The sequence below is a fragment of the Thioclava sp. DLFJ4-1 genome, assembly GCF_002020145.1.
GTDB classification, from domain to species: Bacteria; Pseudomonadota; Alphaproteobacteria; order Rhodobacterales; family Rhodobacteraceae; genus Thioclava; species Thioclava sediminum.
The window spans coordinates 628,634-654,584 of sequence record NZ_MPZT01000001.1 but is presented as its reverse complement, the minus strand read 5'-3'; the positions used below and the strand labels follow the sequence as shown (position 1 = coordinate 654,584).

Below are 25,951 nucleotides of genomic sequence, written 5' to 3'. Positions count from 1 at the left end.
TTCTTATTGGATCAGTACAGCCTTGCGCGCAGGCACTGGATCAGGACGCGCGCACCGGGGGCGATCAGCGCGTCGGGGAAATCGTAGTCGGGGTTGTGCAGGGCCGGACGGTTGCCCGCGCCCAGAAGCGCCATCGCGGCGGGACCGTGATCGGCGAAACGCCCGAAATCCTCGGAGGCGCGCATCGGCAGATCGGTCTCGGTGGTCTCGATCCTCTCGGCCTGCAGCGCAGTACGCAGAATTTCGGTCGCTTCGGGGGTGTTTTCGCAATGGCGAAAGACGTCGTGATAGGTGATCTCGCGCTCCAGCCCGAGCGCATCGGCGGCCTCGTGCACCATCGTCTCGGCTTTCTCCACGAGCCCCGCCATCCCCGCATCGCGCTGGGTGCGCAGGGTCGCCCACAGCTCCGCCGCGCCGGGAGCGACGCCGAAGGCGGGCTCGCCGAGCCGCGCATGGGTGATCGTCACGCGCGCGAAATCGGGATCGCTCTGGTGCAGCTCGTTGCCGAGCGCGGTCAGATCGCTCAGCAGCCGGGCCAGTGCCGGGGCGGGGGAACGACCGCTTTCGGGTAGCGAGGCGTGGGCGGTCCACCCGGTGAGCGTGATTTTCATGCCGCGCGAGGCGCAGTTCATCACCCCGTCCTGCAGCGCCGCTGCCCCGAAGGGCACGCCGGGCATGTTGTGCAAGGCGAAGGACAGATCGGGCGCGATCTCGGCAAAGCGCGGATCGGCGATCACGGCCGCAGCCCCCGCGCCCGTCTCTTCGGCGGGTTGGAACAGCAAGATCGCGCGGCCCCGCGCAGGACGATTGCGCGACAGCCAGCGCGCCACGCCCGCGAGAATCGCCATGTGGCCGTCATGGCCGCACAGATGCCCCTTGCCGGGAAAGTTCGACCGGTAAGGCGGCGTGCCAGTCTCGTGGATCGGCAGTCCGTCCAATTCGCAGCGCAGGAGAATCGTCGGGCCGGGCTCCGTCCCCTCGTAGATCGCGGCGACCCCGTGGCCGCCAAGCTCGGTCAGCGCCCGGTCCGGGGCGGTCGGCAGCAGCATCGCGACCACCCGCGCGGCGGTGTCGCGTTCCTCGCCGGAAAGCTCTGGGTCCTGATGCAGACGGTGCCGCCACGCGGTCAGTTCCGCGATGTCGGAATTGGTCAGGCTGTCGGGCGGGAGGGGGCAGGGCGCGCTGGTCATCGGGCTAATTTGCCCGTTTTTCGGCGCGCCCGCCAGAGGGTGTCACGGCTTGGACGGATCGTCGGGGTCGTCCTTTCCGACGCCTTTGAAGATCGGCTTGAGCGGCGCGATCCACAGCAAGCCAAGCACGACATAGACGCCGAACTCGGCCCAGATCGGCAGCCGCCCCCAGCGCGCGCCCGCCCAGTTCACCACCGTCACCGCGACGACGATATAGGCGGGCAGCCCCACGACGAGGGCCAGCAGCGACAGGCGGCGTCGGGCCTTGTAGCTCAGCGCCATCGGATCAATCCGCGAAGGGGTCGGTCACGAGGATCGTGTCGTCGCGCTCGGGCGAGGTCGAAAGCATCGCGACCGGGCAGTCGATCAGCTCCTCGATCCGGCGGACATATTTGATCGCCGCCGCCGGCAGATCGGCCCAGCTGCGCGCGCCTTCGGTCGATTCGGCCCAGCCTTCGATCTCTTCATAGACCGGCACGCAGCGCTTTTGCTCTTCGGCGGCGGTCGGCAGATAGTCGAGCGTCTCGCCGTCGAGCTCATAGCCGGTGCAGATCTTGATCGTCTCGAACCCGTCGAGCACGTCGAGCTTGGTCAGCGCGATGCCGTTCACGCCCGAGATCGCGCAGGTCTGGCGCACCAGCGCCGCGTCGAACCAGCCACAGCGGCGCTTGCGGCCCGTGACGGTGCCGAATTCATGGCCGCGCGTGCCGAGGCGGTTGCCGTCTTCGTCGTCCAACTCGGTCGGGAAGGGGCCTTCGCCGACGCGGGTGGTGTAGGCTTTGACGATGCCGAGGACGAAATCGATCGCACCCGGACCCATACCGGTGCCCGCTGCGGCCTGACCCGCGACCACGTTCGACGAGGTCACGAAGGGGTAGGTGCCGAAATCGATATCCAGAAGCGAGCCCTGCGCGCCTTCGAACAGGATGCGCTTGCCCTGCTTGCGCTTCTCGTTGAGCACTTTCCAGACGGGGGCTGCATATTTCAGGATCTCGGGCGCGACTTCCTTGAGCTTCGCGATCAGCGCGTCGCGGTCGATCGCTTCGATGCCGAGACCCTTGCGCAGCGGATCGTGGTGCTGCAGCGCGCGGTCGACACGAGCTTCCAGCGTCGCGTCATCGGCGAGGTCTGCCACGCGGACCGAACGGCGGCCCACCTTATCTTCATAGGCCGGGCCGATGCCGCGACCGGTGGTGCCGATCTTGGTGCCTTTCGACGCCGCTTCCTCGCGGGCGCGGTCGAGCTCGCCGTGAATCGGCAGGATCAGCGGTGTGTTTTCCGCGATCATCAGCGTCTCGGGAGTGATCTCCACGCCCTGATCGCGGATCTTCTCGATCTCTGCGAGCAGGTGGAACGGGTCGAGCACGACGCCATTGCCGATCACCGAGAGCTTGCCGCCCCGAACCACGCCCGAAGGCAGCGCGTTGAGCTTGTAGACCTTGCCGTCGATCACGAGCGTATGGCCCGCGTTATGACCGCCCTGAAATCGCGCGATCACATCCGCGCGCTCGCTGAGCCAGTCCACGATCTTGCCTTTCCCCTCGTCACCCCATTGGGCGCCGACGACGACGACATTGGCCATTGCTCTCTCCTTGGCAGGTGTAAAACCGCGCGAGGTATAGCGGCTGAGCGCGCGGTGCGAAAGACCGCATTTGCGAGAGATGCACTCTCTAATTCCCGCGTGTCGCGCGCGAGGGGGCAGGCGCCTCCGGCGGGGATATTTAGGCCAAAACGAAGGGGAGGGCGGATGCAGGCTGCGTGGCTGTGCCGATTTGACCCCGCGAAAGCCGAAAATACACCTCTGCGGCCTTGCACCCTCAGTCTCATCCGCCTAGATAGGCGCGTCGCAAGAAAGAAGGCCCGACCCGTTCATGGAAAACGTCGTTCTCTCGATCCATCTGATCCTCGCACTGCTGCTGATTGGCGTGGTGCTGCTGCAACGCTCCGAAGGGGGTGGCCTCGGCATGGGGTCGTCCAACAGCTCTGGCGGCGGTGTCGGCGGGCTGATGACCGGTCGGCAGGCGGCCAATGCGCTGACTCGCGTGACCTGGGTTCTGGCCGCTGGCTTCTTCGCGACCTCGGTGACGCTGACGGTTCTGGCCGCGCAGAAAGCGGGCAGCAGTTCGGTGCTTGATAGCGCCGCGCCCGAGCAAAGCGCACCGGCAGAGACCGCGCCGGCCAATGACACGACCGGTTCGACGCCGTCGCTCGATGTCGTGATGCCGCCGCCGGCAAGCGGGTCGGATGCCTCGACCGGCGGAAACGCGGGCGAAACCACGACGGATACGCAAAGCGGTCCGGTTACGCCGCCCGCCGCCAACTAAGCCGTCACTTCAGCCGGCAATCGGTTCGCACCCACAAAACGTTGCGGGTGCGTCCTATCCAAACTCAATAGCTTGCGGTCTGGTTGCGGGCAGGCCGCGAATCGTGTAAGCATTAAATCCCGTGATCCTGACCCTCTTTGGGGCAGGGAAACCATTCGAATTTCGCAGATCACGGGGGTCTTCATGGCACGTTATGTCTTCATTACCGGCGGCGTCGTCTCGTCGCTCGGCAAGGGTTTGGCATCCGCCGCCTTGGGGGCATTGCTGCAAGCACGCGGCTTTTCGGTTCGGCTGCGCAAGCTCGACCCGTATCTCAACGTCGATCCGGGCACGATGAGCCCGTTCGAGCATGGCGAGGTCTTCGTCACCGATGACGGGGCCGAGACCGATCTCGACCTTGGCCACTACGAACGCTTCACCGGCGTCTCGGCACGCAAGACCGACTCGATCTCTTCGGGGCGGATCTACACCAACGTGCTCGAGAAGGAGCGCCGCGGCGAATATCTGGGCAAAACGATCCAAGTGATCCCGCACGTCACCAACGAGATCAAGGACTTCCTCGATGTCGGCGATGACGAGGTCGATTTCATGCTCTGCGAGATCGGCGGCACGGTCGGCGATATCGAGGGTCTGCCCTTCTTCGAAGCGATCCGCCAGTTCAGCCAGGACCGTCCGCGCGGCCAATGTATCTTCATGCATCTCACGCTGCTGCCCTATCTGGCGGCGTCGGGCGAACTGAAGACCAAACCGACGCAGCACTCGGTGAAGGAACTGCGCTCGATCGGCCTGCAGCCCGACGTGCTGGTCTGCCGCTCGGAACAGCCGATTCCGGAGAAAGAGCGCGGCAAGATCGCGCTGTTCTGTAACGTGCGCCCCGAGGCGGTGATCCCGGCCTATGACCTGAAGTCGATCTACGAGGCGCCGCTGGCCTATCACCGCATGGGCCTCGATCAGGCAGTGCTGGACGCGTTCGGCATCTCGCCCGCGCCGAAGCCGGAACTGAGCCGCTGGGAAGACGTGATGGATCGTCTCGACCATGCCGAGGGCGAGGTGCGCGTCGCGATCGTCGGCAAATATGTCCAGCTGGAGGATGCCTACAAGTCGATCGCCGAGGCGCTGACCCATGGCGGCATGGCGAACCGCGTCCGCGTGAAGGCGGAATGGATCGACGCGGAGATTTTCGAGAACGAAGACCCCGCGCCCTATCTGGAGAACTACCACGCCATCCTCGTGCCCGGCGGCTTCGGTGAGCGCGGCACGGAAGGCAAAATCCGGGCGGCCCAATTCGCGCGCGAAAAGGGCGTGCCTTATCTGGGCATCTGTCTGGGGATGCAGATGGCCGTCATCGAGGCCGCGCGGAACCTCGCGGGCGTCAGCGATGCGGGCTCGGAAGAATTCGACCACGAGGCGGGCAAGAAGCGCTTCACCCCGGTCGTCTATCACCTCAAGGAATGGGTGCAGGGCAACCACCGGGTCGAGCGCAAGGTGACAGACGACAAGGGCGGCACGATGCGTCTGGGCGCCTATTCGGCCTCGCTGAAAGAGGGCTCGAAGGTCGCCGAGGTCTACGGCTCGACCGATATCGAAGAGCGTCACCGCCACCGCTACGAGGTCGACATCAAGTACCGCGAGCCGCTGGAAAAATGCGGCATGACCTTCTCCGGCATGTCGCCCGATGGCCGCCTGCCCGAGATCGTCGAGCACAAGGACCATCCGTGGTTCATCGGCGTGCAGTTCCACCCCGAGTTGAAATCGAAGCCCTTCGCACCGCACCCGCTGTTTGCGGGCTTCATCAAGGCCGCGCGGGATCAGAGCCGGTTGGTGTAAACCGGTCTCAAGCTCGAAATTGAAAAAGCCGCGCTCAGCTTTGCGCGGCTTTTTTCTTTTTCTTCTTGGAGGTTTTGGGCGCGGGCTTTTCCGCTTTGCCACCGCCGCGCGCCGGGTCGATGTGGCGGGCAAGCTCGGCCGGGTCGAGGCGGATCAGCGCCTGGATGTAGCCCGAGGCCGCGTCGAGCAGCTCGCACAGGGCCGCCGCGCGCGGATCGGCGCTGCGGGCTTCCAGGGCCGAAAGGTGGTCACGCGCGGGGCCGATGACGCGACGCTCGCGCTCGGCCAGCATCAGCCGCGCCAACTCCCACGGTTCGGTCGGGGCCACGAAGAAATCCTTGCGCGAGCCGGGCGAGCGTGCGGCCTGCACCAGACCGGCATCGCGCAATTCCTTCAGCGCGGTCGAGACATTGGAACGCGACAGCCCAAGCTGCGTCACCAGATCGTCGGCCGAGGGCGCTTGCGCCGCGCGCCAGATCGCGCCGAGACAGCGGCCTGCGGGGCGGGAAAATCCGAAACGGGGGGCGAGTTCGGCGAAGGCTTCGGGCAGTTCGGTTTCACTCATGCATCCATCCTCTGCCGCCTATTTTCGCCGCTCGGTTACGCGCCGGGTCGGCGCGCCGCGGACAGCCCCGCGATCAGCGCGGCCTCCCCGTCGCCCAAAGTGACCTGCGCGCCCTGCGCTTGCAAGCCGCGGGCGCAAATTTCCGACCAGCCGGGGGCGGAGGCGGAGGACAGCGCGAGCACGGTTTGCCCGAGCCACCACGGTTTCGCTGCGGCGAGTTCCGCGCCGAGCACGGCGCCAGTGGCGCGCGGGGCGGGACGTCCGAGGCTGAGGGGCGCCAATTCGCGGGCGAGGCGCTCGGGGCGCGAGAGCGTATCGGCGAGCGCTGCGTCGAAGCCGTCGCCAGCTTCGAGCGGCGCGCCAAGGGCGGCCAGCATCGCCGCCGATCCTGCGCGCATCGCGCTGACCACTTCGCCCGCCGAGATATGCGCCCAGATCGCGCTTGCGCCGCAGATCCAGATCACGCCGTCGAATTGCGGGAGGCCTGCGAGGATGCCGGCGATCCGGGCCGCCTCGGGGGCGGTGATCTCGGTGCCGTCGCTGTCTTGGATCAGGCCGGGCAGGGCGGGATAGCTTTGTCCGCCGATCTCGGTCAGCGGCAGCGCGCCTTCCGGGCGCGGCGTGCAGGGCAGGGCGCGCGGGGCGGGGCCTGCAGTGGAGGCCGCCACGATCGCAGCGGCCCCTTCGGGCAAGAGCGGGCGCGCGGCGGGCCCGGATTTGCGGTCGCTCACCGCCCCGTCCGAGACATGTGCGGCGCGCCAGCGCCCGAATTCTTCCGTGAGTGCGATCCAATCAGCCATGGCGCATCAGATCGCACGGCGGTCTTGCGGGATCAACCCTGCGACAGGCAGGCGGTGATCGTGTCCGCCATTCCCTGCATCAGGTCGTTGTACAGGCCGGGGCCATAGGTCAGCGCGGTGCCGGACGGATCGAGCGGCTTGCCGAGCGTGACCGGCGTCCCATCGACGAGGATTTCGACCATTTTCGGGTCGTGGTTCGCCTCCGGGAAAGCACAGACGGCATCCTTCGCCGAGGCCTCGTCGCGCAGGCTCACGAGATGGGCCGCGCCGGGGGTCGAGGCGTCGCTGGGGGCGAGCGCACCCATGATGGTCAGCCCGTAATGATCGGCCAGATAGCCATAGGCCGCGTGATAAACGAGGAAGGGCTTATCCGCGACGGGGGCGAATTCAGCCTTGAGTTTGGCGTCGAGCGTCTCGATCCGCGCCTGCGCGGCCTCGGCATTGGCCGCGTAGGTGTCGGCATGTTCGGGATCGGCCTTGGAGAGGTCGTCGGCGATCAGGCCGAGCCAGAGCTTCGCATTGTCGGGGTCGAGCCACGCATGGGGATCGGTCATCTGATCGACCTCGGCGTGGTCGTCGTGCCCCGCCTCGGCGTGATCCTCGTCCTCGTCGAGATCGGCGCTGTGATCATGCGGGTCCTGCGCCGAGAAGCTGCGTACATTCGTTCCGGGCGCCTGAAGCAATTCGATCGACTGGCCTTTCCCTCCGACCCCGTCGAGCGCGCGTTCCAGCCACGGCGTTAGCCGCGGGCCGATCCAGAAGACGAGATCGGCGTCCTGCAGATCGCGCGCTTGGCTGGGTCTCAGCTGATAGTGGTGCGGGTCCGAATTCTGACCGAGCAGCACTTCGGGCTTGCCCAGATCGCCCATCACCTGCGCGACGAGCGACTGCACCGGGGGAACATCGGTGACGACGCTGGGCACCTCGGCTTGGGCGAGGGCGGGCAGTGCGGCAAGCGCGCTCACGAGAACGGGAAGGGTGGGGCGCATCGGATGTCTCCTGTCCAACTTGATCTGAGGAGCGGAACATGTATGTTATAAAATCACTCGTCAAGAAGAAATGTGATAAGGTAACGCTCTCGTGGGATCTTCGACCTCTTCCGCCAAGGCTTTCACGCCGCATGACCACAGCCGATGCGCCGGCACGACGCTGGCGCGCGCCGAGGCTGTCGCCGCCGAAAAGGGCGCGCGTCTGACCCCGGTGCGCAAGCGCGCGCTGGAAATTCTGCTGGAAGAACACCGGGCTATGGGGGCCTACGAGGTGCTCGACCGGCTCGCAGAGGATGGGTTCGGCAAGCAGCCGCCCGTGGCCTATCGCGCGCTGGAATTCTTGGTCGAGCACGGGCTTGCGCATCGCGTGCGTCGCCTCAACGCTTTCGCCGCATGCATGAGCCCGGGCGAGGAACATGCGCCGGTCTTCCTGATCTGCCGCAACTGTGGCGAGGTCGCCGAGGCTGGACCCGAAGAGGGGGCCGAAGAGGTGCGCCACGCGCTGCAGGGCGCCGCCGAGCGGTTGAATTTCCATGTCGAGCGGGCGACCGTCGAGGCGCTGGGGCTGTGCCCGAACTGCGCCGCCGAGGAGGCGCAATGAGCGAGTTGATCACGGCGCAGGGCCTGAGCGTGCGCCATGGCGAGGTCGAAGTGCTTCACGGCGTCGACTTCACGATTTCCCCGGGCGAGATCGTCACTGTCGTCGGGCCGAACGGGTCGGGCAAATCGACGCTGATCCGCGCTCTGATCGGGCTGGAGCGCGCCGCGCGGGGCAAGGTGAACCGTCAGGCGGGGCTGCGGATCGGCTATGTCCCGCAAAAGCTGCATGTCGATGCGAGCCTGCCGTTGACGGTGCGCCGCTTCCTGTCGCTGCCCAAGCGCGTCTCCAACGCGCGCGCCGAGGCCGCCCTGGAACGCACCGGCGTGCCGCATCTGGGCGCGCGGCAGATTTCGCGGCTTTCGGGCGGGCAGTTCCAACGTGTGCTTCTGGCGCGCGCCTTGCTGTCGGAGCCGCAGATCCTGATCCTCGACGAGCCGACGCAGGGGCTCGACCAGCCCGGCACGGCGGGGTTCTACAAGCTGATCGAGGAGGTCCGTCAGGAAACCGGCTGCGCGGTGCTGATGGTCAGTCACGATCTGCACGTCGTGATGTCGGCCTCGGATCGCGTGATCTGCCTCAACGGCCATGTTTGCTGTCAGGGCACGCCGAAGGTGGTGGCCGAGGCACCGGAATATCGCGCGCTGTTCGGGATGGGCACGCAAGGGGCCTTCGCGCTCTATCAGCATAGCCACGATCATGGCGAACATGCGGATCACGCGACCTGCGGCCACGATCACGATCACGCCCATGACGCGGCGCAGGACGGCACTCAAACCCACGGGCAGGCGCATGTTTGACGATTTTCTTTTCCGCGCGGCGCTGGCCGGGATCGGCCTGACCTTCGCGACCGGGCCGTTGGGCTCTTTCGTCGTGTGGCGGCGGATGGCCTATTTCGGCGATGCGACGGCGCATGCGGCGATCCTCGGCGTGGCGCTGAGCTTCGCCTTCGGCATCTCGGTCTATCTGGGCACGCTTGGCGTGGCGCTGGCGATGGCGCTCACAGTGGCGCGGCTCTCGGGGCGCGGCCATGCGATGGACACGCTCTTGGGGGTGCTCGCCCATTCCGCGCTGGCTTTCGGCCTCGTCGCGGCGTCGCTGCAATCGGGGCTGCGGGTCGATCTGTCGGCATGGCTGTTCGGCGATATCCTTGCCGTTTCGCGCAGCGATCTGGCCGTGGTCTGGGGCGGCTCGGCCGTGGTCGTGGCGCTTCTGGCATGGCGCTGGCAGGGGCTGCTGACCGCAACGATCAATGACGAGCTGGCGATGTCCTCGGGGCTCGACCCTCGGCGCGAGCAGATGGCGCTGACCATCGCGCTGGCGCTGACCGTGGCCGTGGCGATCAAGATCGTCGGCGCGCTGCTGATCGCGGCGCTGCTCATCATCCCGGCGGCCACGGCGCGGCAATTCGCGCGCGGGCCCGAGGCGATGGCGGCGGGCGCGACCGGGGTGGGGATCGCCTCGGTGCTGCTGGGGCTCTGGGGGTCGTTGCAGTTCGACACCCCTGCCGGTCCGTCGATCGTGGCGGCCTCGACCGTGCTCTTCGTGCTGTCCTTGCCGCTGCGTCGCGCGCGCTAAGCCGTGCTGCCGCTTGCCATTTCCCCTCCCGCGCGTTGAGATGCGCGGCAAAGGAGCCCCGATGGATCACCGCAGTTTCAAGACCCCGGCGCAGATTTTCGTCGACCTCGCGGCGGGCAATCCACAGCGTCGCATGGCTTTCGATCCCGCGCAGCGGCGCGCGGCGCTGCAGGCGCTCTCGCGCGCGATCCATGACTACGAAGCGGAGATCCTCGCGGCGCTGGCCGAGGATTTCTCCAAGCCCGAGGCCGAGATCCGGCTGACCGAAATCCTGCCCGTTCAGGCCGAGATTTCGCATGCGCTGCGCCACCTGAAAACATGGACGCGCGTGCGCCGGGTGCGCCCGACCCGCGCCATGCTGGGCACCCGCGCGCGGATCGTGCCCGAGCCGAAGGGCACCGCGCTGATCATCGCGCCGTGGAATTACCCGCTGGCACTGTCTCTGGGGCCGTTGGTGTCGGCCATCGCGGCTGGCTGTGCCGCGATCGTCAAACCGTCCGAGCTGGCCCCGGCCAGCGCCGCCGTGATCGCGCAGATCGTGGAGGAGGCGCTGCCTGCCGATCTCGTGCGCGTGGTGCAGGGCGGGGTCGAGGTCAGTCAGGAACTGCTCGACCAGCCTTTCGATCATATCTTCTTCACCGGCTCGCCGCGGGTCGGCAAGATCGTGATGGCGGCGGCGGCGAAGCATCTGACGTCGGTGACGCTTGAGCTGGGGGGCAAATCCCCGGTCATCGTCGGCCCCGGTGCGGACCTGAAAAAGGCCGCGCGGATGATCGCCTGGGGCAAGTTCGCGAATGCCGGGCAGACCTGCATCGCGCCCGATCACGTCTATGTCGCCAAACAGATCGAGGCCCCGTTTCTGGCCGAGCTGAAGGCCGCGATCGCGCGGATGTATGGCAAGACGGAAGAGGCGCAGGCGGCTTCGCGAGACCTCGCGCGGATCATCAACCCGGATCATTTCGCCCGCCTGATGGGCATGATCGAGAGCGCGCAATCCGCTGGCGCAAAGGCGCTGACCGGTGCCACCAGCGAGGCCGAGAGCCGCTATATCGCGCCCACCGTCCTGATGGGCACCGACCCGTCGATGCGCGTCGAGCAGGAGGAGATTTTCGGCCCCGTTCTGCCGGTCATCCCCTTCGACGATGCGGCGGATGTGGTGGCGCGGATCGAGGCCGGACCGAAGCCGCTCGCCCTTTATATCTTCGAGCGCGACCGTGGTCTGATCGACCGGCTGCGCCGCGCGACCAGTTCGGGCGCGGTGGGCGTCAATGTCGCGCTGGTCCATTACCTGCACCAGAACCTGCCCTTCGGCGGGATCGGGAATTCGGGTGTCGGGGCCGCGCATGGGCATTGGGGCTTCGAGGCCTTCACCCATCTCAAGCCCGTGCTCGAGAACCGTTTCGCGCCGCTTGCGATGCTGATGCCGCCCTATCGCAGCGGACGCATGGCGAAGCTTGCCCAGAAATTCCTGCGCTAAGTCCGACTGCAGATTTCACGCGTGATCGCGTTCCGCCACAAGCCCGTGTAATCGCTCCGGTTGGCGAAATCGCGCCCTAGTTGAACCCTTGTGATTAATAAGAAACAGGGGATTAACCAATGGCATCAACAGAAACGATGGCCGGAGGAGGCAAACTGCGGCGTGACGCCGGGGTCATCGGGCTGCTCTTTGCCTCCACCACCTCCATGATCGGCTCGGGCTGGTTGTTCGGCGCCTATCACGCCTCGAAAATCGCAGGGCCGCTCTCGGTCTGGTCCTGGGTGATCGGGGCGGCGATCATCATGCTGATCGCGCTGTGCTTTGCCGAACTCTCCACGATGTTCTCCAAATCCGGCGCGCTCGTCCATATGAGCCATGCGAGCCACGGCGCGACGCTGGGCCGGCTCTGGGGTTGGATGCTGTTTCTCAGCTATGCGCCGGTGCCTGCGGTCGAGGCCGAGGGGATCGTCACCTATGCCAATAACTACCTGCCGTATTTCCTGCGCGGGGACGGGTCGGGCACGCTGACGCTGGTGGGCTTCATCACCTCCGCGCTGCTCCTGAGCGTGCTGGCGCTGCTGAACCTGCTCGCGATCAAGGCGCTGCTAAAGGTGAACAACACCGTCACGTGGTGGAAGATCGCCGTGCCGCTGATCACCGTGGTCGGGCTGATCGCGGCCTCGTCCCATTGGGGCGTCTGGCATGCGGCACCGGGCACCTACAAGGCGCAGGGCATGTTCACCGCCATTCCCGCCGCAGGGATCGTGTTCTCCTTCCTTGGCTTCCGCACCGCGATCGACCTGGGCGGCGAGAGCGCCAATCCGGGCCGCAATATCCCGATGGCGGTGATCGGCTCGGTCATTCTCGCCGCGATCGTTTATATCCTGCTGCAGGTGGCCTTCATCATGGCGCTCTCGCAGGGCGATCTGGCGAATGGCTGGGCGTCGTTGAGCTTCAAAGGCTCCGCTGGTCCCTTCGCCGGTCTCGCGGCGACGCTGGGCATGGGATGGCTGGCGCTGCTCCTTTACGTCGACGCTTATGTCTCGCCCGGCGGGACGGGGCTGATCTACGTCACCGGCGGCTCGCGCATCCTCTATGCGGTGGGCGACACCGAGAGCGGGCCGAGCGCACTGACCCACACGACCCGCCACGGCGTGCCGTGGCTGGCGGTTGCGGTGATGTGGGCCGTGGGCGTGTTCTTCCTGCTGCCCTTCCCGGCATGGCAGCTGCTGGTGGGCTATATCAGCTCGATCACGGTTCTGACCTACGGCCTCGGTCCGATCGTCCTGATGGTGCTGCGCCGCAGCCAACCCGATGCCGAGCGCGCCTTCCGCCTGAAAGGGGCGGAAATCCTCGCGCCGCTGGCCTTCATCGCGTCGAACCTCGTGATCTACTGGACGGGTTTCTACACCGACTCGATCCTGTTCGGGATGCTGCTCGGGGGCTTCGCGGTCTATGCGGTGGTCTTCCACGTCCTGCAGAAGAAATCCGCCTCCGAGTTCGGCTGGGGGCATATCGGCTGGCTGGCTCTGTGGTTCGGCGGGCTTTGGGTGATCACCGGCCTCGGCACCTCGGATCACGCGCTCAATGTGCTGAACTTCTGGAGCGGGATGGGCCTCGTCGCGGTGTGGTCGCTGGTGGTGATCTGGTTCGCGCTGCGCGCGGCGCTGCCGGCCGAGGAGACCGGCGCGCTGATGGAGCGTATCCAGCGCGGCAACTGAGCCGTTGCGAAATGACAAAAGGGCGCGCGGGGAAACTCGCGCGCCTTCCTTATGTCCGCTTCACCTTCCAGCGGCGATGGATCCAGAGCCATTGCTCCATATGCTTGAGGATCATCTCCTCCAGCCCGTCATTGAGCGTCTGCGTCATCGCCTCGGGGGTGCTGTGCGGGACGGGCTTGTCGGCATAGATCTTGAAGTTGAGCCCGTCGGGCTGCCGGATCGCGTAGATCGGCACCAGATCGGCTTTCATCTTCAGCGCCATTTCCGCCGCCGACAGCGGCGTGCGCGCGGGTAGGCCGAAGAAGCTCAGTTCCGCGCCCTTGTTGAAATGCTGGTCGAAGCCGAAGGCGACCATTCCGCCGTCGCGCAGGAATTTCATCATGTCGCCCAGCCCCCGGCGCGAGCGCGAGAACAGCGGCTCTGCGATGGCCGAGATGGTCGAGACATATTGCTCGTTGAAGAGCGGGTTGTTCATCGGGCGGTAGATCGCGCCGACCCGGTAGCCGCGCCCGGCCAGCGCCGCGCGCCACGCGTCGTAATTGCCGAAATGGCCTGCCGCGAGGACGACGGGGCGACCCTCGCGATGGGCGGCCTCCAGCGTCTCGGCGCCGGGGCCCTCGATCGGCAGATCGTGCACGCGGGCCACGAATTCCTCGCCGGAATAAATCTCCGCCAGCATCCGGCCCAGATTGTCGGGCATCTCGCGCTGCAGCCGCTTGATTTCGTCTTCGGACAGATCCGGGCAGGCGATACGTAGGTTCTCGCGGATTTTGCGGGTGAAGCCGAGGATCGGGGCGAGCCGCGCGACCATCCGCCCCGCTGCGGGGATACGCCGCTCGTAGGGCAGGCGCTGGACCAGCCGCATCACCGCCACGAAAAGGGCATTCGAGGCGCGGTCGGACAGGGTGGGTTCGCGGTTCTTCATCGTGTCGAGTGTCAGGCTCTGGCTTGGCGCGCGGCACGGCGCTCACGCGACCAGACATAGAGGCCAGCCCCCACGATCACAAGCGCCCCGGCAATCGTGAACCCGTCGGGAAACTGCCCAAACATCAGCCAGCCCCAGAAGGACGCGAACAGCAGCCCCGAGTAACCGAAGGGTGCGAGCGTCGAGGCTTCGGCCAGCGCGAAGGCGCGGATCAGCAGAAACTGAGACAGGCTGCCCGCAAGCCCGAGACCGAGGAAAACCCAGAGATCGGACAGCGCGATCGGCTGCCAGATGAAGGGCAGGGCGAGCGACGAAAGCGCAAGCCCGGTAAAGGCGGACCAAAGCTGCGAGGTGGCCGCGCTATCGCCGCGCAGGTGGCGCGTCAGCAGCACCGCGCCCGCGAAGCTGAAGGCGGCCAGCAGCGCCAGAAACGCCGCCGGATGCAGCCCGCCGAAACCCGGACGCAGGATGATCATCGCGCCCATGAAGGCCGCCAGAATGCCGAAAATGCGGTGCGGGCCCAGCCGCTCGCCCAGAAACAGCGCCGCGCCCAGCGTCACGATCACCGGGTTGAGATCGCCAAGCGCGGTGGCGGTGGCCAGCGGCACATGTTTCAGCGCGTAGAAGAAGGCCACGATCGCGCCCATCTGGAACAGCGCCCGGCCCAGCTGGAACTTCGGCTGCGCGCTGCGGAGCCTGCGCGGCAGGCTGCCGCGATAGATGAAGGCGAGCACCGCGGCATTCACCGCGAAGCGCGCCCAGACGATCAAGAGCGGGTGATAGCCTTGCCCGAGAAGCTTCGCGAAAGCGTCCATCAAAGTCAGCATAGAGAACGCGCCGAGCATCAGCGCGATCCCCATCCCGGGACGATCGCCCTCGGGATGTGAAGAGGGGGCCACGCCGGGCCCCCTCGCAGTCGCTTTCAACCCGGGCAGAGCCATCAGAGGAGGCTCTTGACCTTCTCGGCCACGGCCTCGGGGGTGATCCCGAACTTCTCGTAAAGCTCACCTGCGGGGGCGGAGGCGCCGAAGCCCTCCATGCCCACGAAGCCGGCTTTCGCCTCGCGGCCACGCTCGCCCAGAAGCCAACGGTCCCACGGCTGGCGCACGGCGGCCTCGACGGCCACACGGACCGAGTTCGGCGGCAGCACGCGCTTGCGGTAGGCCTCGTCCTGCTCGGCGAACAGCTCCATGCAGGGCATCGAGACGACACGGGTGCCGATCGCTTCCTTCTGCAGCAGCTCGCGGGCTTTGATAGCGATTTCCACTTCCGAGCCGGTCGCCATCAGGATCACCTGACGCTTGCCATCGGCCTCGGCCAGAACATAGGCGCCGCGCGCGGTGAGGTTCTGCGGCTTGTACTCGGTGCGCAGCGTCGGCAGACCCTGACGCGACAGCGCCAGAACCGAGGGCGTGCCCTCCTGGTTCATCGCGATTTCCCACGCCTCGGCGGTCTCGATGACATCGGCGGGGCGGAAGGTCAGCGTGTTGGGCGTCGCGCGGCAGATTGCCAGATGCTCGACCGGCTGGTGGGTCGGGCCGTCTTCGCCCAGACCGATGGAGTCATGGGTCATGACATAGACGGTCGGCACTTTCATCAGAGCCGACAGACGCATCGCGCCGCGCGCGTAGTCGGTGAAGCAGAAGAACGTGCCGCCATAGGGGCGCACGCCGCCATGCAGCCACTGGCCATTCATCGCAGCCGCCATGCCGTGCTCGCGGATACCGTAATGGATGTAGCGGCCCTTGCGGTTCTCCGGGTTGAAGACCGTCATGTCCTTCGACTTGGTCAGGTTCGAGCCGGTGAGGTCGGCCGAGCCGCCGATGGTCTCGGGGCAAGCGGCGTTGATCGTGCCCAGCACCATCTCGGACGCCTTGCGGGTCGCGACTTTCGGCGCGGCTTCGGCCTGCTCTTTCTTGAACTTGCGGATCGCGCCGGTGAGCTTCTTCGAGACGCCGCCTTCCATGATGCGGGTGAACTCGGCCTGCTTGTTGGCCGAAAGCTTGCCGAAGCGCTCTTCCCATTCGCCACGCTCTGCCGCGCCGCGGGTGCCGATGGCCTCCCATTGCGACTTCACGTCGGCGGGGATTTCGAACGGGCCGTGATCCCAGCCGTAGATCGCCTTGGTGCGTGCGATCTCCTCGTCGCCCAGCGGCGAGCCGTGGGCCGAGTAGCTGTCGGCCTTGGTCGGTGCGCCGAAGCCGATGATGGTTTTGCAGTCGACCAGAACCGGACCCTTGGCTTTCTTCGCCTTGGTCAGCACCTCGTCGATGGCAACCGGATCGTGGCCGTCACAGGCAAAGACCGTCCAGCCCGACGCCTCGAAGCGCTTGCGCTGGTCGGTCTTGTCGGACATCGACACGCGACCGTCGATGGTGATGTCGTTATTGTCCCACAGCACGATCAGGTTCGACAGTTCCTGCATCCCGGCAAGGCCGATGGCCTCCTGTGAGATGCCTTCCATCAGGCAGCCGTCGCCTGCGATGACCCAAGTGCGGTGATCGACGAGCTTCTTGCCCCATTGGGCGCGCAGCGCCTCTTCGGCGATGGCCATGCCGACCGAAGTCGCGAGACCCTGGCCGAGCGGGCCGGTCGTGGTCTCCACTGCGTCGAGCAGGAAGTTCTCGGGGTGGCCGGCGGTCAGTGCGCCCGACTGGCGGAAGTTCTTGATCTGGTCGAGCGTCACCTGCTCGTCGCCGCAGAGATAGAGCAGCGAGTAGATCAGCATCGAGCCGTGACCCGCCGACAGGATGAACCGGTCGCGGTCAGCCCATTTCGGGTTCTTCACGTCGAATTTCAGGTGGTTCTGGAACAGAACGGTCGCCACATCGGCCATGCCCATCGGCATGCCGGGGTGACCGGAATTTGCGGCCTGTACCGCATCCATCGCCAGTGCGCGGATCGCGGAGGCAAGTTTCCAATGCTCAGGATGGGCGGCGCGCAGCTCTTCGATTTCCATGAAACGTCCTTTCGCAGGGCAGCAGTTGGATGGGTCCGCGCCCCTGATAGCAGGGATCGGCCCAAGATCAAGCACGGCCCACAAGTGCTTGAGGCAAAAGGGTGGGCTTGCCCTGTCGCAAAAGGTTAGACTTAACGAAACTCGCAGTCGGCCGCGATTCGGTCATGGCAAGCGAAAAACATGAGGACGAGGAGGCGCGTATGAGTGACATAGCCGAATACGAACGCCGCATCGCTTTCGCGCTAGAGCGGATCGGGCGCGGGGTCGAAGCGCTCAAGCAGCGCGAGGCATTGCAGGCGCAAGCGGCGCAGGATGCCACGCACCAGCCCGAGCCGGAGACCGCACCGCCTGCCGAGGCAGAGCTGCCCGCCGTGCCCGAGGCGCCGCCCGAAGCTATTGCCGATCCGGCGGAAGTGGCCGAGCTGAAAGCCGCGCTCGCCGCCGAGCAGGAAGCCAACGCGCAACTCTCCGAACGCGTCCGCGCGATCCGCGAGAAACAGGACACCACGCTGGGCGCGATGGAGCGCAAATACGGCGCCGCTGTCCGCGCGCAGGAAGCCGCTTTCAAGGAAGTCGCAGCCCTCAAGCAAGCCAACGCGGCGCTGGTCGCGGCCAATCGCAAGCTGATGGACGAGGGCGTGGCCTTCTCCGAGGAGGCGCTGATGGCCGAGCTGCAAAGCCTGCGCGCCGCGCGCGACGGCGAGAGCGCCGAGCTGGAGCAGATCATCGCGGGTCTCGACCCGATCATCGAAGCGGCGAACCGCGAGGAGGAGACCGATGCCTGAGGTGACGATTTCCATCGGCGGCCGCGATTTTCAGGTCGCCTGCCAAGAGGGTGAAGAACATTTCCTGCGCTCGGCTGCCGGGATGCTCGACAGCGAGGCGCAGGTGCTTCTGGGCCAGATCGGGCGGGTGCCCGAGAACCGGATGCTGCTGATGTCGGGGCTGATGCTGGCCGACAAGGCGGCGGGCATCGAGGATCAGCTGCGCGACGCGATGAACCGTCTGGGCGAATTGCAGGCGAAGATCGACGAGCTGCAGTCGAACCCGGCGCATGTAGAAGTGCCGATCGTGCCGCCCGAAGTGACCGAAACGCTGGCCGAGATCGCCGCGCGCGCGGAGTCGCTTGCCGACCGGGTCGAGGACGACGCGTGAGGCGGGCGCTGTTTGGCGCGGCGCTCGCAAGTGTCGCGCTGGCGGGACCGGTCGCGGCGCAGGACGCGGTGCAGGGCACGGCCCCGGATGACGGATCGGTCGAGCGGTTGGAGCCGCTCAATCCGATTGTCGGCGACGGCCCTTCGGCGGTGGTGAACGCCACCTATCATTGCGAGCGCGGCGCGGAAGTGCACGCGGCCTATCTCAACGACACCGATCCGCAGCGCGTCGTCGTGTTTCTACAGGGGCGGCAGGTTGTGATGAGCCATATCCGCTCTGCCGATGGTGCGAAATATGCCGAGGATGGCGAGGGCGAAGTCGGCTATGTCTGGTGGACGCGCGGCGCGCAGGCGATGCTCGACTGGATCGCCGAAGATGGCGAGGTGCAACCGCTTCTCAGGGCCTGCCGCCAAGAATAAGGGCCGCAACGCGGATCAGCGCGGCGGCCCTTGTTCGTTCGTTCGGGAAACCTGAAGCGCCGCGCGCTTACTCGGCGGCCTTCATCTCGAAGCCCTTTTCAAGCTGATCCGACGGTGTGATCGGATACTCGCCCGAGAAGCAGGCGTCGCAATATTGCGGGCAGGAATTGTCGCGGCCCTCGGCCTCGCCCACGGCGCGATACAGTCCGTCGAGCGAGATGAATTTCAGGCTGTCCACGCCAACCCAGTCGCGCATCTCTTCTTCGGTCATCTGCGCTGCCAGCAGCTTGTCGCGGTTGGGCGTGTCGACGCCGTAGAAGCACGGCCATGCGGTCGGCGGCGAGGCGATCCGGAAATGCACCGATTTCGCGCCCGCATCGAGGATCATGTCCTTGATCTTGCGCGAGGTGGTGCCGCGGACGACGGAGTCGTCGACAAGGACCACCCGCTTGCCGCGAATGAGCGACTTGTTGACGTTGAGCTTGAGGCGCACGCCCATGTTGCGGATCTGCTCGGTCGGCTCGATGAAGGTGCGGCCCATATACTGGTTGCGCGTGATCCCGAGCGCGAAGGGGATGCCGCTTTCCTGACTGTAGCCGATCGCCGCCGGGGTGCCGCTGTCGGGCACGGGGCAGACCAGATCGGCCTCGACCGGGGCCTCGCGGGCCAGCTCGACGCCGATCGCGCGGCGGGTCTCGTAGACCGAGCGGCCGCCGATCATGCTGTCGGGGCGCGAGAAATAGACATGCTCGAAGATGCAGAAACGGCCGGTGGAGGGGCCGAAGGGGCGCGAGCTCTCGATATGGCCGTCCTGGATGACGACCATCTCGCCCGGATCGATCTCACGGACGAAATCCGCGCCGATGATGTCGAGCGCGCAGGTCTCCGAGCTCAGCACATAGCCATGCTCGCCAAGCTTGCCCAGCACCAGCGGGCGCACGCCCAGCGGGTCGCGCACACCGATCAGCTTGGTCCGCGTCATCGCGACGATCGAGAAGGCGCCTTCCACGCGGCGCAGCGCGTCAGCGATCCGGTCCGCATGCTTGCGTTGGATCGAGCGGGCCATCAGGTGGATGATGCATTCGCTGTCCGACGACGACTGGAAGATCGCGCCGCGTTCGATCAGCTCGCGGCGCAGCGCGTCGGCATTGGTCAGGTTGCCGTTATGGGCGACCGCGCAGCCGCCCATCGAGAACTCGCCGAAGAAGGGCTGGATGTCGCGGATCACCGCACCTTTGGAGCCGGCGGTGGAGTAACGAACATGGCCGATGGCGACATCGCCCGGCAGCGTTTCCATCAGGCTCGACTTGGTGAAGTTGTCGCGGACATAGCCGAAACGGTGGGCCGAGTTGAAGCCGGTGGCGGCGTCATGGGCGACGATGCCGCCCGCTTCCTGACCGCGGTGTTGGAGGGCGTGAAGACCGAGGGCCACGAAATTCGCGGCGTCGGAAATGCCGACAACACCGAAGACGCCGCATTCTTCCTTGAGCTTGTCGTCGTCGAAAGGGTGGGCGTAGTGGGTCTTCTGGGCGGCGGGGCAGGACATGGCATCAGCTCCGAATGACGCAAGGGGAGGGCGCTTTGGCCCATTTATAGACAAACGCGAGAGGTGTTAACCCCTCGCGCCTGTAAAACCGTCATGTGACTGACATCAATTCTCGGTCGCCGGAGGCAGTTCATCCGTCCGGGCCGGGGCATCCGCGCCCGGAGGGGCGGGGCAGGCGGCCACAAGTTGTTCGTAACGCTGCACGATCCAGCCGGGTGCATCGGCGGGCATCGATTCGTCGAGTTGGCCCGAGGCGCGCGAGAACACTTTGGCCGAACGCGAGTCGTCGACCACCGGCACGGGATCGTTACTCATCACGCGGTCATAGACCACGAAGGCCACCGCCACGAGGACCACACCGCGCAGCACGCCGAAGAGGAAGCCCAGACCCTGGTCGATCCCGCCAAGCGCCGAGCGTTGCACGGCAGAGGCGAAGAGCGGCGTGAGGATCGAGAAGACGACGAGCGCCACGGCGAAGACCACCGCGAAGCCGCCGATCATGCCCAGCTCGCAGCTTTGGCCGATGAACTTGTCGAGGCCGGGAATTTGCTGCACCAGAGGGCGTGCCTCGTTGGCGAAGATATAGGCGACGATCGCCGCTGCGATCCAGCCGACGATGGCCAGCGCCTCGCGCACGAAGCCACGCGAATAGGCGAGGATCGCCGAAAGAATGATGACGACCGCCACGATGGCATCGACAATGGTGAACCCGTCCATTTGCGCTCCTATGTTCTCGGCGTTAACCGGCGCCGAACATCTCCCCGGTAAATGTCACGAGATCGCCCAGCTTGCGCAATGCCATCCCGCTCGACCCTTCGGCTTTCGTTCCCGAGGGTGCGATCGCCTGTGAAAAACCAAGTTTCGCCGCTTCTTTCAACCTGTTTTCCGCTTGACCCACGGGACGCAGCGCGCCCGACAGGCTGATTTCGCCGAAAATGACCATATCGGCAGGCAGTGCCACATCTTCGCGCGCGCTGAGAAGCGCTGCGGCCGCGGCGAGGTCGGCTGCGGGCTCCACGACCTTCATGCCGCCCGCGACATTAAGAAACACGTCGAGCCCCGCAAACGGGATGCCACAGCGCGATTCCAGCACCGCGAGAATGGTCGAAATCCGTCCGCTATCGAGCCCGACCACGGTGCGCCGCGGCGAGGCGAGCGTGGACGGCGCAACCAGCGCTTGAATCTCTGTCAGCACCGGTCGCGTGCCTTCAATTCCTGCGAAAACCGCCGAGCCCGGTGCGGGTTGACCGCGCTCGGACAGGAACAGAGCCGAGGGGTTGGCGACCTCGGCCAGACCCGCGCCGGTCATCTCGAAGACGCCGATCTCGGAGGCCGGGCCGAAGCGGTTCTTCACCGCGCGCAGAATGCGGAACTGGTGGCCGCGCTCGCCTTCGAAATAGAGCACGGTGTCGACCATATGCTCGATCACGCGCGGGCCCGCGATCTGGCCTTCCTTGGTCACGTGCCCGACGAGGATCACCGCCGTGCCACGCTTTTTGGCGAAGCTCACCAATTCGTGTGCGGCGGCGCGCAACTGGCTCACCGATCCCGGCGCGCTGTCGACATTGTCCGACCACATGGTCTGGATCGAATCGATGATGACGAGGTCGGGGCGCTCGGTTTCCAGCGTCGTCAGGATGTCGCGCAGGGATGTTTCTGCGCCCAGACCGACCGGAGCATCGGCCAGCCCAAGACGTTGCGCGCGCATCCGCACCTGGCTCGCCGCTTCCTCGCCCGAGATATAGAGCGCCTTCACGCCTTTGCGGGCGAAGCTGGCCGTCGCTTGCAGCAGAAGCGTCGATTTCCCGATGCCGGGATCGCCGCCGACCAGAACGGCAGAGGCCGCGACCAGACCGCCGCCCAGGACACGGTCCAACTCCTCCATGCCCGATTTTACGCGGGCAGGCGGGGTTTCCTTCGTGTCGAGCGCGGTGAGCGGGATCACCTTGCCCTTCGCGCCCTTCATGCCGGAGCCGGGCGTGGTCGAGATCGGCGCTTCCTCGTGGATCGAGTTCCATGCGCCGCAGGCGTCGCAGCGCCCGGACCATTTGGCATGCGTCGCGCCGCATTCGGCACAGCGGAAGATCGCGGATTGCTTGGCCATATGGTCAGCTACGTTCCAGATTGGCGGCGATCAGGCTCGCGCATTGCTCGGGATGGGTGGCGGGCAGCATATGACCGGCGCCCTCGACGCAGGCCACGCCCACGTCCGGAAGACGCGCAGCGATCGCCTCGGCAACCTTCGGCATCGTCGCGGGCGAGCGGTCGCCATGGATGATCATTGCAGGCGCGTCGATCTGTTCGATCCCATCGGGTCGCACGATCTGCGCCGGATCCTCGAAATTGGCGCGGGAGATATTCTCGACCATCGGCATGCAGGCGGTGAAGCGCTCGCGCTGCGTCTCGGAATAGCTGTCCCACGGCTGGCCGGTGCCCCAGTCGCGCATGAAGCCGCGCGCTGCAGGCTCGTAATCGCCCGCTTCCATCAATCGCTCGAAGTGATCCTGCTTGGCGCGCAGGTCCTGCCAATCCGGATCGTCCTCGGGGAGCGCCGCGAACAGGACCGGCTCGATCAAGGTCAGCGAGCGGACGGCCTCGGGGGCGCCCACCGCGATGCGCAGCGCGACCGAGGCGCCGAAACTATGCCCGATCAGGTCCACGGGGCGCTCGATGAAGCTGGCCGCGATGCGCGTCACCAGCGTCTGGAAGCTGCCCGGCTCGCTCGTGTCGCCGCGCCAAGGGGCGGATTGCCCGTGGCTCGGCTGATCGAAGGCGACGGCGTGGATCTGCTGGCCCAGCGGCGTCAGCGCCTTCGCCCAGAGGTTCGAGCTGCCCAACGTGCAATGGATCGCGATCGCCGGACGCTCGCCCTGACCGAAGCTCTGCCAGAAGACTTCGGCCCCTTGTCGTTGGTCTCGCGGCATTCAGAGCGTCCCCAGATAGTCGTCGAGCAGCTCCAGATGATCCTGCCCCCAGAACCGCTCATCCGTATCGGTCACGATATAGAAGGGCGAGCCGAAGACCCCGGCCTCGACCGCGTCTTCGAGGTTCTTCTCATAGGTAACCGCGCCGTCGAAGAGGCCCGTGGTCGCCAGATTGCCGTCAAAGCCATTGGCTTCCAGCGCTTCACGGATCACCTCGTCCGAGGCGATGTCCTTGTCCTCGGCCCAGCAGGCCCGCAGGATCGCGTTGACCAGACCGCCCACATCGCCGCCACCGGCTTTTTGCGCGGCAATGATCGCGTAAGAGGAGGGCGCGGGGTTCGGCGGATAGCCGGGAGGCGTGGTGTTCATCTCCATCCCGAGCCGCTTCGACCAGCGCTTGAGCTCCTGCATCCGGTATTCCATCCGGCTCTGGTGACGCTGCGCCGGGCGCACCCCGCCGGTGCGGTCGAACAGGCCCAGAAGGTCGAGCGGTTTGTAAGTCACGTCAGCGCCATGACGCGCCGCGATCTCTTCGAATCGCGGGCCGCCGAGGTAGGCCCAAGGGCTGAACGTGCCGAAATAGTAGTCGATGCGTGCCATTCATAACACTTTCTTGACAGTCGAAATTGCCGCCACGCTACCCCGGTGCTAAGGCAGGCGCAATCAAGCGAATCCCGCCGGCACTGACCGGCGTCACGAAGGAACTGGCCCATGTCCGTCGTCACTGAACCGAAGCTCATCTCCGGAAATTCCAACAAACCGCTCGCGCAATCCATCGCGCGGCGCATGTCGATGCATCGCGGCATGTCGGTCGGTTTGGTGGATGCGCGGGTCGAGCGTTTCAACGATGGCGAGATCTTCGTCGAGGTTTTCGAGAACGTCCGCGGCGAGGATATGTTCATCATCCAGCCGACCTCGAACCCGGCCAATGACAACCTGATGGAGCTGCTGATCATCACCGACGCGCTCAAACGCTCTTCGGCCGATCGCATCACCGCCGTGATCCCCTATTTCGGCTATGCCCGTCAGGATCGCCGCACCAAGGCCCGCACGCCGATTTCGGCCAAGCTGGTCGCGAACCTGCTGACCGAAGCCGGCGTCGACCGCATCCTGACGCTCGACCTGCACGCAGCCCAGATCCAGGGCTTCTTCGACATTCCGGTGGACAACCTCTACGCCTCGCCGGTCTTCGCGCTCGATATCCTGCACAACTTCAAAGGCCAGACCGACGATATCATGGTCGTCTCGCCCGACGTCGGCGGCGTGGCCCGCGCGCGTGAGCTGGCCAAGCGGATCGACGCGCCGCTCTCCATCGTCGACAAGCGCCGCGAGAAGGCGGGCGAAGTGGCTGGTATGACCGTGATCGGCGACGTGAAGGGCCAGAAATGCATCATCGTCGACGACATGGTCGACACGGCAGGCACGCTGTGCAAGGCCGCCGATCTGCTGATGGAGCACGGCGCGACCGAGGTTCACGCCTATATCTCCCACGGCGTCCTGTCGGGCCCGGCGGTCGAGCGCGTGACCAATTCGGCGCTGAAATCGCTGGTGATCACCGACTCGATCGAGCCGACCGACGCCGTGAAAGCTTGCCCGAACATCCGCATCGTGCCGACCGCGCCGATGTTCGCGCAGGCGATACTCAACACTTGGTCGGGCACGTCTGTGTCGTCGCTCTTCGAGACCGACACGCTCGTCCCGATCTACGAGGGCATGTATACCCGCGACTGATCCGCGGTTCGCCCGAGACAAGAAAAAGGCCCGGATCTAAGCGATCCGGGCCTTTTTCATTGCGCCCGATCCCGAGCGCCGGGTTACGAGGCTTTCTTGAGCGCCTTCTTCGCCTCTTTCAGCTTCTTTTCCTGACGCTCGACCTTGGCCTTGCGCGTCTTCACTTCCTGCTTCAGCTCCTTGAGCTTCGCTTTCTTCGCCATGATCCGGCTCCTCCGTGTCAATCCCTAGCCTCTGCATCGTGCGGCAACGGTCCCGCGATGTATAGGGCCGGGCGTCGAAGCCATTGTTTTCGCGTCGGCCAAAGGTCGGGCTGGACAGCGCCGCGTGGCGCGGCGATGACTTGAGGATGCGCCTTTTCGCCCTTACCGCCCTCGTCATGGTCGCCTTCGCGGCCAATTCGGTGCTCAACCGGATGGCGGTGCATGATGCGGGCTGGGGACCGGCTGCGACAGGCTTCGTACGGCTTGCCTCGGGGGCGCTGGTGCTGCTGATCCTCGCGATCCGGGCGAAGGGCGCGCGCGGGCTGCGGCTGCCGGGCGCGGTGCTGGGGGCCGGGGTCGCGACGCTTGCGCTTTATATCTTCGGGTTTTCCATCGCGAGCGGGCTGATCGACGCGGGCGTTGGCGCGTTGACGCTGTTCGGGATGGTGCAGATCACCATGTTCGCGGGCGCGCTGTGGCTGCGCGAGGCGATCTCGCTCTGGCGCTGGATCGGGGCGGGGCTGGCCTTCGCGGGGCTCGCGGTTCTGCTGCTGCCTGCCTCGGGGGCGGCCCATATCGACCCGCGCGGATTTGCGATGATGGCGCTCGCCGGGATCGGCTGGGGGCTCTATTCGCTCAACGGACGACGCGCGGGTGATCCGCTGGTCGCGACCGCGCTCAATTTCGCACTCGCCACGCCGCTGGCGCTGATCTGGATGCTGGGCGCGGGCGATTGGGGGCAGGGGGAAAGCTGGGGCTGGACGCCTGCGATCCTCTCGGGCGCGGTCACCTCCGGGCTGGGCTATGCGCTGTGGTATCGCGTGATACCGCAAATCCCCGCGAGCCTCGCTGCCATCGCTCAACTCTCCGTGCCCTTGATCGCGGCGCTGGGCGGGGCGGTTTTGCTCGCGGAGACGCCTTCGGCACGCTTCTGGCTGGCCGCGGCGCTGGTGATCGGCGGGATCGCCCTCTCGCTGAGGCGAAAAACCTGAGCGCATCTCTCGGATTTTCGGGCCGGAA

26 protein-coding genes are annotated in these 25,951 nt (G+C 66.1%); 12 read left to right on the top strand and 14 right to left on the bottom strand.

Annotation, left to right across the window (positions count from 1 at the left end; genetic code table 11):
• Window positions 1-11 precede the first annotated feature (11 nt).
• The 3 genes from BMI85_RS02885 to BMI85_RS02875 are packed head-to-tail and all read right to left on the bottom strand — an operon-like array spanning window position 12 to window position 2,772.
• Window positions 12-1,190: an amidohydrolase gene (locus tag BMI85_RS02885; protein ID WP_078599439.1), complete on the bottom strand. Its 1,179-nt coding sequence runs from the start codon at window positions 1,188-1,190 to the stop codon at window positions 12-14.
• A gap of 42 nt (window positions 1,191-1,232) precedes the next feature.
• Window positions 1,233-1,472: a DUF2842 domain-containing protein gene (locus BMI85_RS02880; RefSeq protein WP_078599438.1), complete on the bottom strand. Its 240-nt coding sequence runs from the start codon at window positions 1,470-1,472 to the stop codon at window positions 1,233-1,235.
• A gap of 4 nt (window positions 1,473-1,476) precedes the next feature.
• Complete coding sequence (locus BMI85_RS02875; protein WP_078539695.1) at window positions 1,477-2,772, bottom strand: adenylosuccinate synthase; 1,296 nt, start codon at window positions 2,770-2,772, stop codon at window positions 1,477-1,479.
• Between the two features lie 289 nt (window positions 2,773-3,061).
• Here BMI85_RS02875 and secG point away from each other — a divergent pair, with 289 nt between their 5' ends.
• Both secG and BMI85_RS02865 read left to right on the top strand, forming a co-directional pair.
• Window positions 3,062-3,514: a preprotein translocase subunit SecG gene (gene secG, locus BMI85_RS02870; protein ID WP_078539694.1), complete on the top strand. Its 453-nt coding sequence runs from the start codon at window positions 3,062-3,064 to the stop codon at window positions 3,512-3,514.
• A gap of 183 nt (window positions 3,515-3,697) precedes the next feature.
• A complete protein-coding gene (locus BMI85_RS02865) occupies window positions 3,698-5,341 on the top strand; it encodes a CTP synthase (RefSeq protein WP_078599437.1) in 1,644 nt (547 codons plus the stop codon).
• Between the two features lie 34 nt (window positions 5,342-5,375).
• On the opposite strand, the gene BMI85_RS02860 is transcribed toward BMI85_RS02865, so the two are convergent.
• The 3 genes from BMI85_RS02860 to BMI85_RS02850 are packed head-to-tail and all read right to left on the bottom strand — an operon-like array spanning window position 5,376 to window position 7,695.
• Complete coding sequence (locus tag BMI85_RS02860; RefSeq protein WP_078599436.1) at window positions 5,376-5,906, bottom strand: MarR family transcriptional regulator; 531 nt, start codon at window positions 5,904-5,906, stop codon at window positions 5,376-5,378.
• 35 nt (window positions 5,907-5,941) lie between these two features.
• A complete protein-coding gene (locus BMI85_RS02855) occupies window positions 5,942-6,706 on the bottom strand; it encodes a 2-dehydro-3-deoxygalactonokinase (protein WP_078599435.1) in 765 nt (254 codons plus the stop codon).
• Between the two features lie 32 nt (window positions 6,707-6,738).
• A complete protein-coding gene (locus BMI85_RS02850; protein WP_078599434.1) occupies window positions 6,739-7,695 on the bottom strand; it encodes a zinc ABC transporter substrate-binding protein in 957 nt (318 codons plus the stop codon).
• Between the two features lie 91 nt (window positions 7,696-7,786).
• Between BMI85_RS02850 and BMI85_RS02845 the strand changes: the two genes are divergently transcribed.
• The 5 genes from BMI85_RS02845 to BMI85_RS02825 all read left to right on the top strand — a co-directional run bounded on the left by BMI85_RS02845 (window position 7,787) and on the right by BMI85_RS02825 (window position 13,069).
• Window positions 7,787-8,296, top strand: coding sequence for a Fur family transcriptional regulator (locus tag BMI85_RS02845; protein WP_078519619.1), 510 nt, complete (start codon window positions 7,787-7,789; stop codon window positions 8,294-8,296).
• Window positions 8,293-9,093 (top strand): metal ABC transporter ATP-binding protein, encoded by an 801-nt coding sequence (locus tag BMI85_RS02840; RefSeq protein ID WP_078599433.1) that lies wholly within the window; start codon window positions 8,293-8,295, stop codon window positions 9,091-9,093. The genes BMI85_RS02845 and BMI85_RS02840 overlap by 4 nt, the downstream gene beginning before the upstream one ends.
• Window positions 9,086-9,871 (top strand): metal ABC transporter permease, encoded by a 786-nt coding sequence (locus BMI85_RS02835; protein WP_078519617.1) that lies wholly within the window; start codon window positions 9,086-9,088, stop codon window positions 9,869-9,871. Before BMI85_RS02840 ends, BMI85_RS02835 begins: the two co-directional genes overlap by 8 nt.
• A 61-nt stretch (window positions 9,872-9,932) precedes the next feature.
• Window positions 9,933-11,348 carry an aldehyde dehydrogenase family protein gene (locus BMI85_RS02830; RefSeq protein ID WP_078599432.1) on the top strand — a complete coding sequence of 472 codons (1,416 nt, stop codon included), beginning with the start codon at window positions 9,933-9,935 and terminating at the stop codon, window positions 11,346-11,348.
• A gap of 119 nt (window positions 11,349-11,467) precedes the next feature.
• Complete coding sequence (locus tag BMI85_RS02825) at window positions 11,468-13,069, top strand: APC family permease (RefSeq protein WP_078599431.1); 1,602 nt, start codon at window positions 11,468-11,470, stop codon at window positions 13,067-13,069.
• A gap of 49 nt (window positions 13,070-13,118) precedes the next feature.
• Here the strand turns inward: BMI85_RS02825 and BMI85_RS02820 are convergent, their stop codons facing one another.
• Genes BMI85_RS02820 through tkt form a run of 3 tightly spaced genes read right to left on the bottom strand, consistent with a single transcriptional unit; the run spans window position 13,119 to window position 16,953 of the window.
• The gene (locus BMI85_RS02820) at window positions 13,119-13,994 is read right to left on the bottom strand and encodes a lysophospholipid acyltransferase family protein (protein WP_078546331.1); all 876 of its coding nucleotides are present in this window, start codon (window positions 13,992-13,994) and stop codon (window positions 13,119-13,121) included.
• 11 nt (window positions 13,995-14,005) lie between these two features.
• Window positions 14,006-14,893: a DMT family transporter gene (locus BMI85_RS02815; protein ID WP_158522073.1), complete on the bottom strand. Its 888-nt coding sequence runs from the start codon at window positions 14,891-14,893 to the stop codon at window positions 14,006-14,008.
• Window positions 14,894-14,934: 41 nt separating this feature from the next.
• Window positions 14,935-16,953 (bottom strand): transketolase, encoded by a 2,019-nt coding sequence (gene tkt, locus BMI85_RS02810; RefSeq protein ID WP_078599430.1) that lies wholly within the window; start codon window positions 16,951-16,953, stop codon window positions 14,935-14,937.
• A 200-nt stretch (window positions 16,954-17,153) separates the two neighbouring features.
• Here tkt and BMI85_RS02805 point away from each other — a divergent pair, with 200 nt between their 5' ends.
• The 3 genes from BMI85_RS02805 to BMI85_RS02795 are packed head-to-tail and all read left to right on the top strand — an operon-like array spanning window position 17,154 to window position 18,527.
• Entirely contained in the window at window positions 17,154-17,738 is a 585-nt protein-coding gene (locus BMI85_RS02805; RefSeq protein ID WP_143594965.1) for a hypothetical protein, read from the top strand.
• Window positions 17,731-18,108, top strand: coding sequence for a cell division protein ZapA (locus BMI85_RS02800; protein WP_078569416.1), 378 nt, complete (start codon window positions 17,731-17,733; stop codon window positions 18,106-18,108). Before BMI85_RS02805 ends, BMI85_RS02800 begins: the two co-directional genes overlap by 8 nt.
• Complete coding sequence (locus BMI85_RS02795) at window positions 18,105-18,527, top strand: MliC family protein (protein WP_078599428.1); 423 nt, start codon at window positions 18,105-18,107, stop codon at window positions 18,525-18,527. Before BMI85_RS02800 ends, BMI85_RS02795 begins: the two co-directional genes overlap by 4 nt.
• Before the next feature lie 67 nt (window positions 18,528-18,594).
• Here the strand turns inward: BMI85_RS02795 and purF are convergent, their stop codons facing one another.
• From purF to BMI85_RS02770, 5 genes are all read right to left on the bottom strand, one after another.
• Complete coding sequence (gene purF, locus BMI85_RS02790; RefSeq protein WP_078539679.1) at window positions 18,595-20,073, bottom strand: amidophosphoribosyltransferase; 1,479 nt, start codon at window positions 20,071-20,073, stop codon at window positions 18,595-18,597.
• Between the two features lie 105 nt (window positions 20,074-20,178).
• A complete protein-coding gene (locus BMI85_RS02785; protein ID WP_078569415.1) occupies window positions 20,179-20,790 on the bottom strand; it encodes a CvpA family protein in 612 nt (203 codons plus the stop codon).
• A 22-nt stretch (window positions 20,791-20,812) separates the two neighbouring features.
• Window positions 20,813-22,177: a DNA repair protein RadA gene (gene radA, locus BMI85_RS02780; protein WP_078539678.1), complete on the bottom strand. Its 1,365-nt coding sequence runs from the start codon at window positions 22,175-22,177 to the stop codon at window positions 20,813-20,815.
• Window positions 22,178-22,181: 4 nt separating this feature from the next.
• Window positions 22,182-22,997: an alpha/beta hydrolase gene (locus BMI85_RS02775; protein ID WP_078599427.1), complete on the bottom strand. Its 816-nt coding sequence runs from the start codon at window positions 22,995-22,997 to the stop codon at window positions 22,182-22,184.
• Complete coding sequence (locus BMI85_RS02770; protein ID WP_078519604.1) at window positions 22,998-23,597, bottom strand: 2-hydroxychromene-2-carboxylate isomerase; 600 nt, start codon at window positions 23,595-23,597, stop codon at window positions 22,998-23,000.
• 111 nt (window positions 23,598-23,708) lie between these two features.
• Here BMI85_RS02770 and BMI85_RS02765 point away from each other — a divergent pair, with 111 nt between their 5' ends.
• Entirely contained in the window at window positions 23,709-24,728 is a 1,020-nt protein-coding gene (locus BMI85_RS02765) for a ribose-phosphate pyrophosphokinase (RefSeq protein ID WP_078519603.1), read from the top strand.
• Between the two features lie 349 nt (window positions 24,729-25,077).
• Window positions 25,078-25,923: a DMT family transporter gene (locus BMI85_RS02760; RefSeq protein ID WP_078599426.1), complete on the top strand. Its 846-nt coding sequence runs from the start codon at window positions 25,078-25,080 to the stop codon at window positions 25,921-25,923.
• Window positions 25,924-25,951 lie beyond the last annotated feature (28 nt).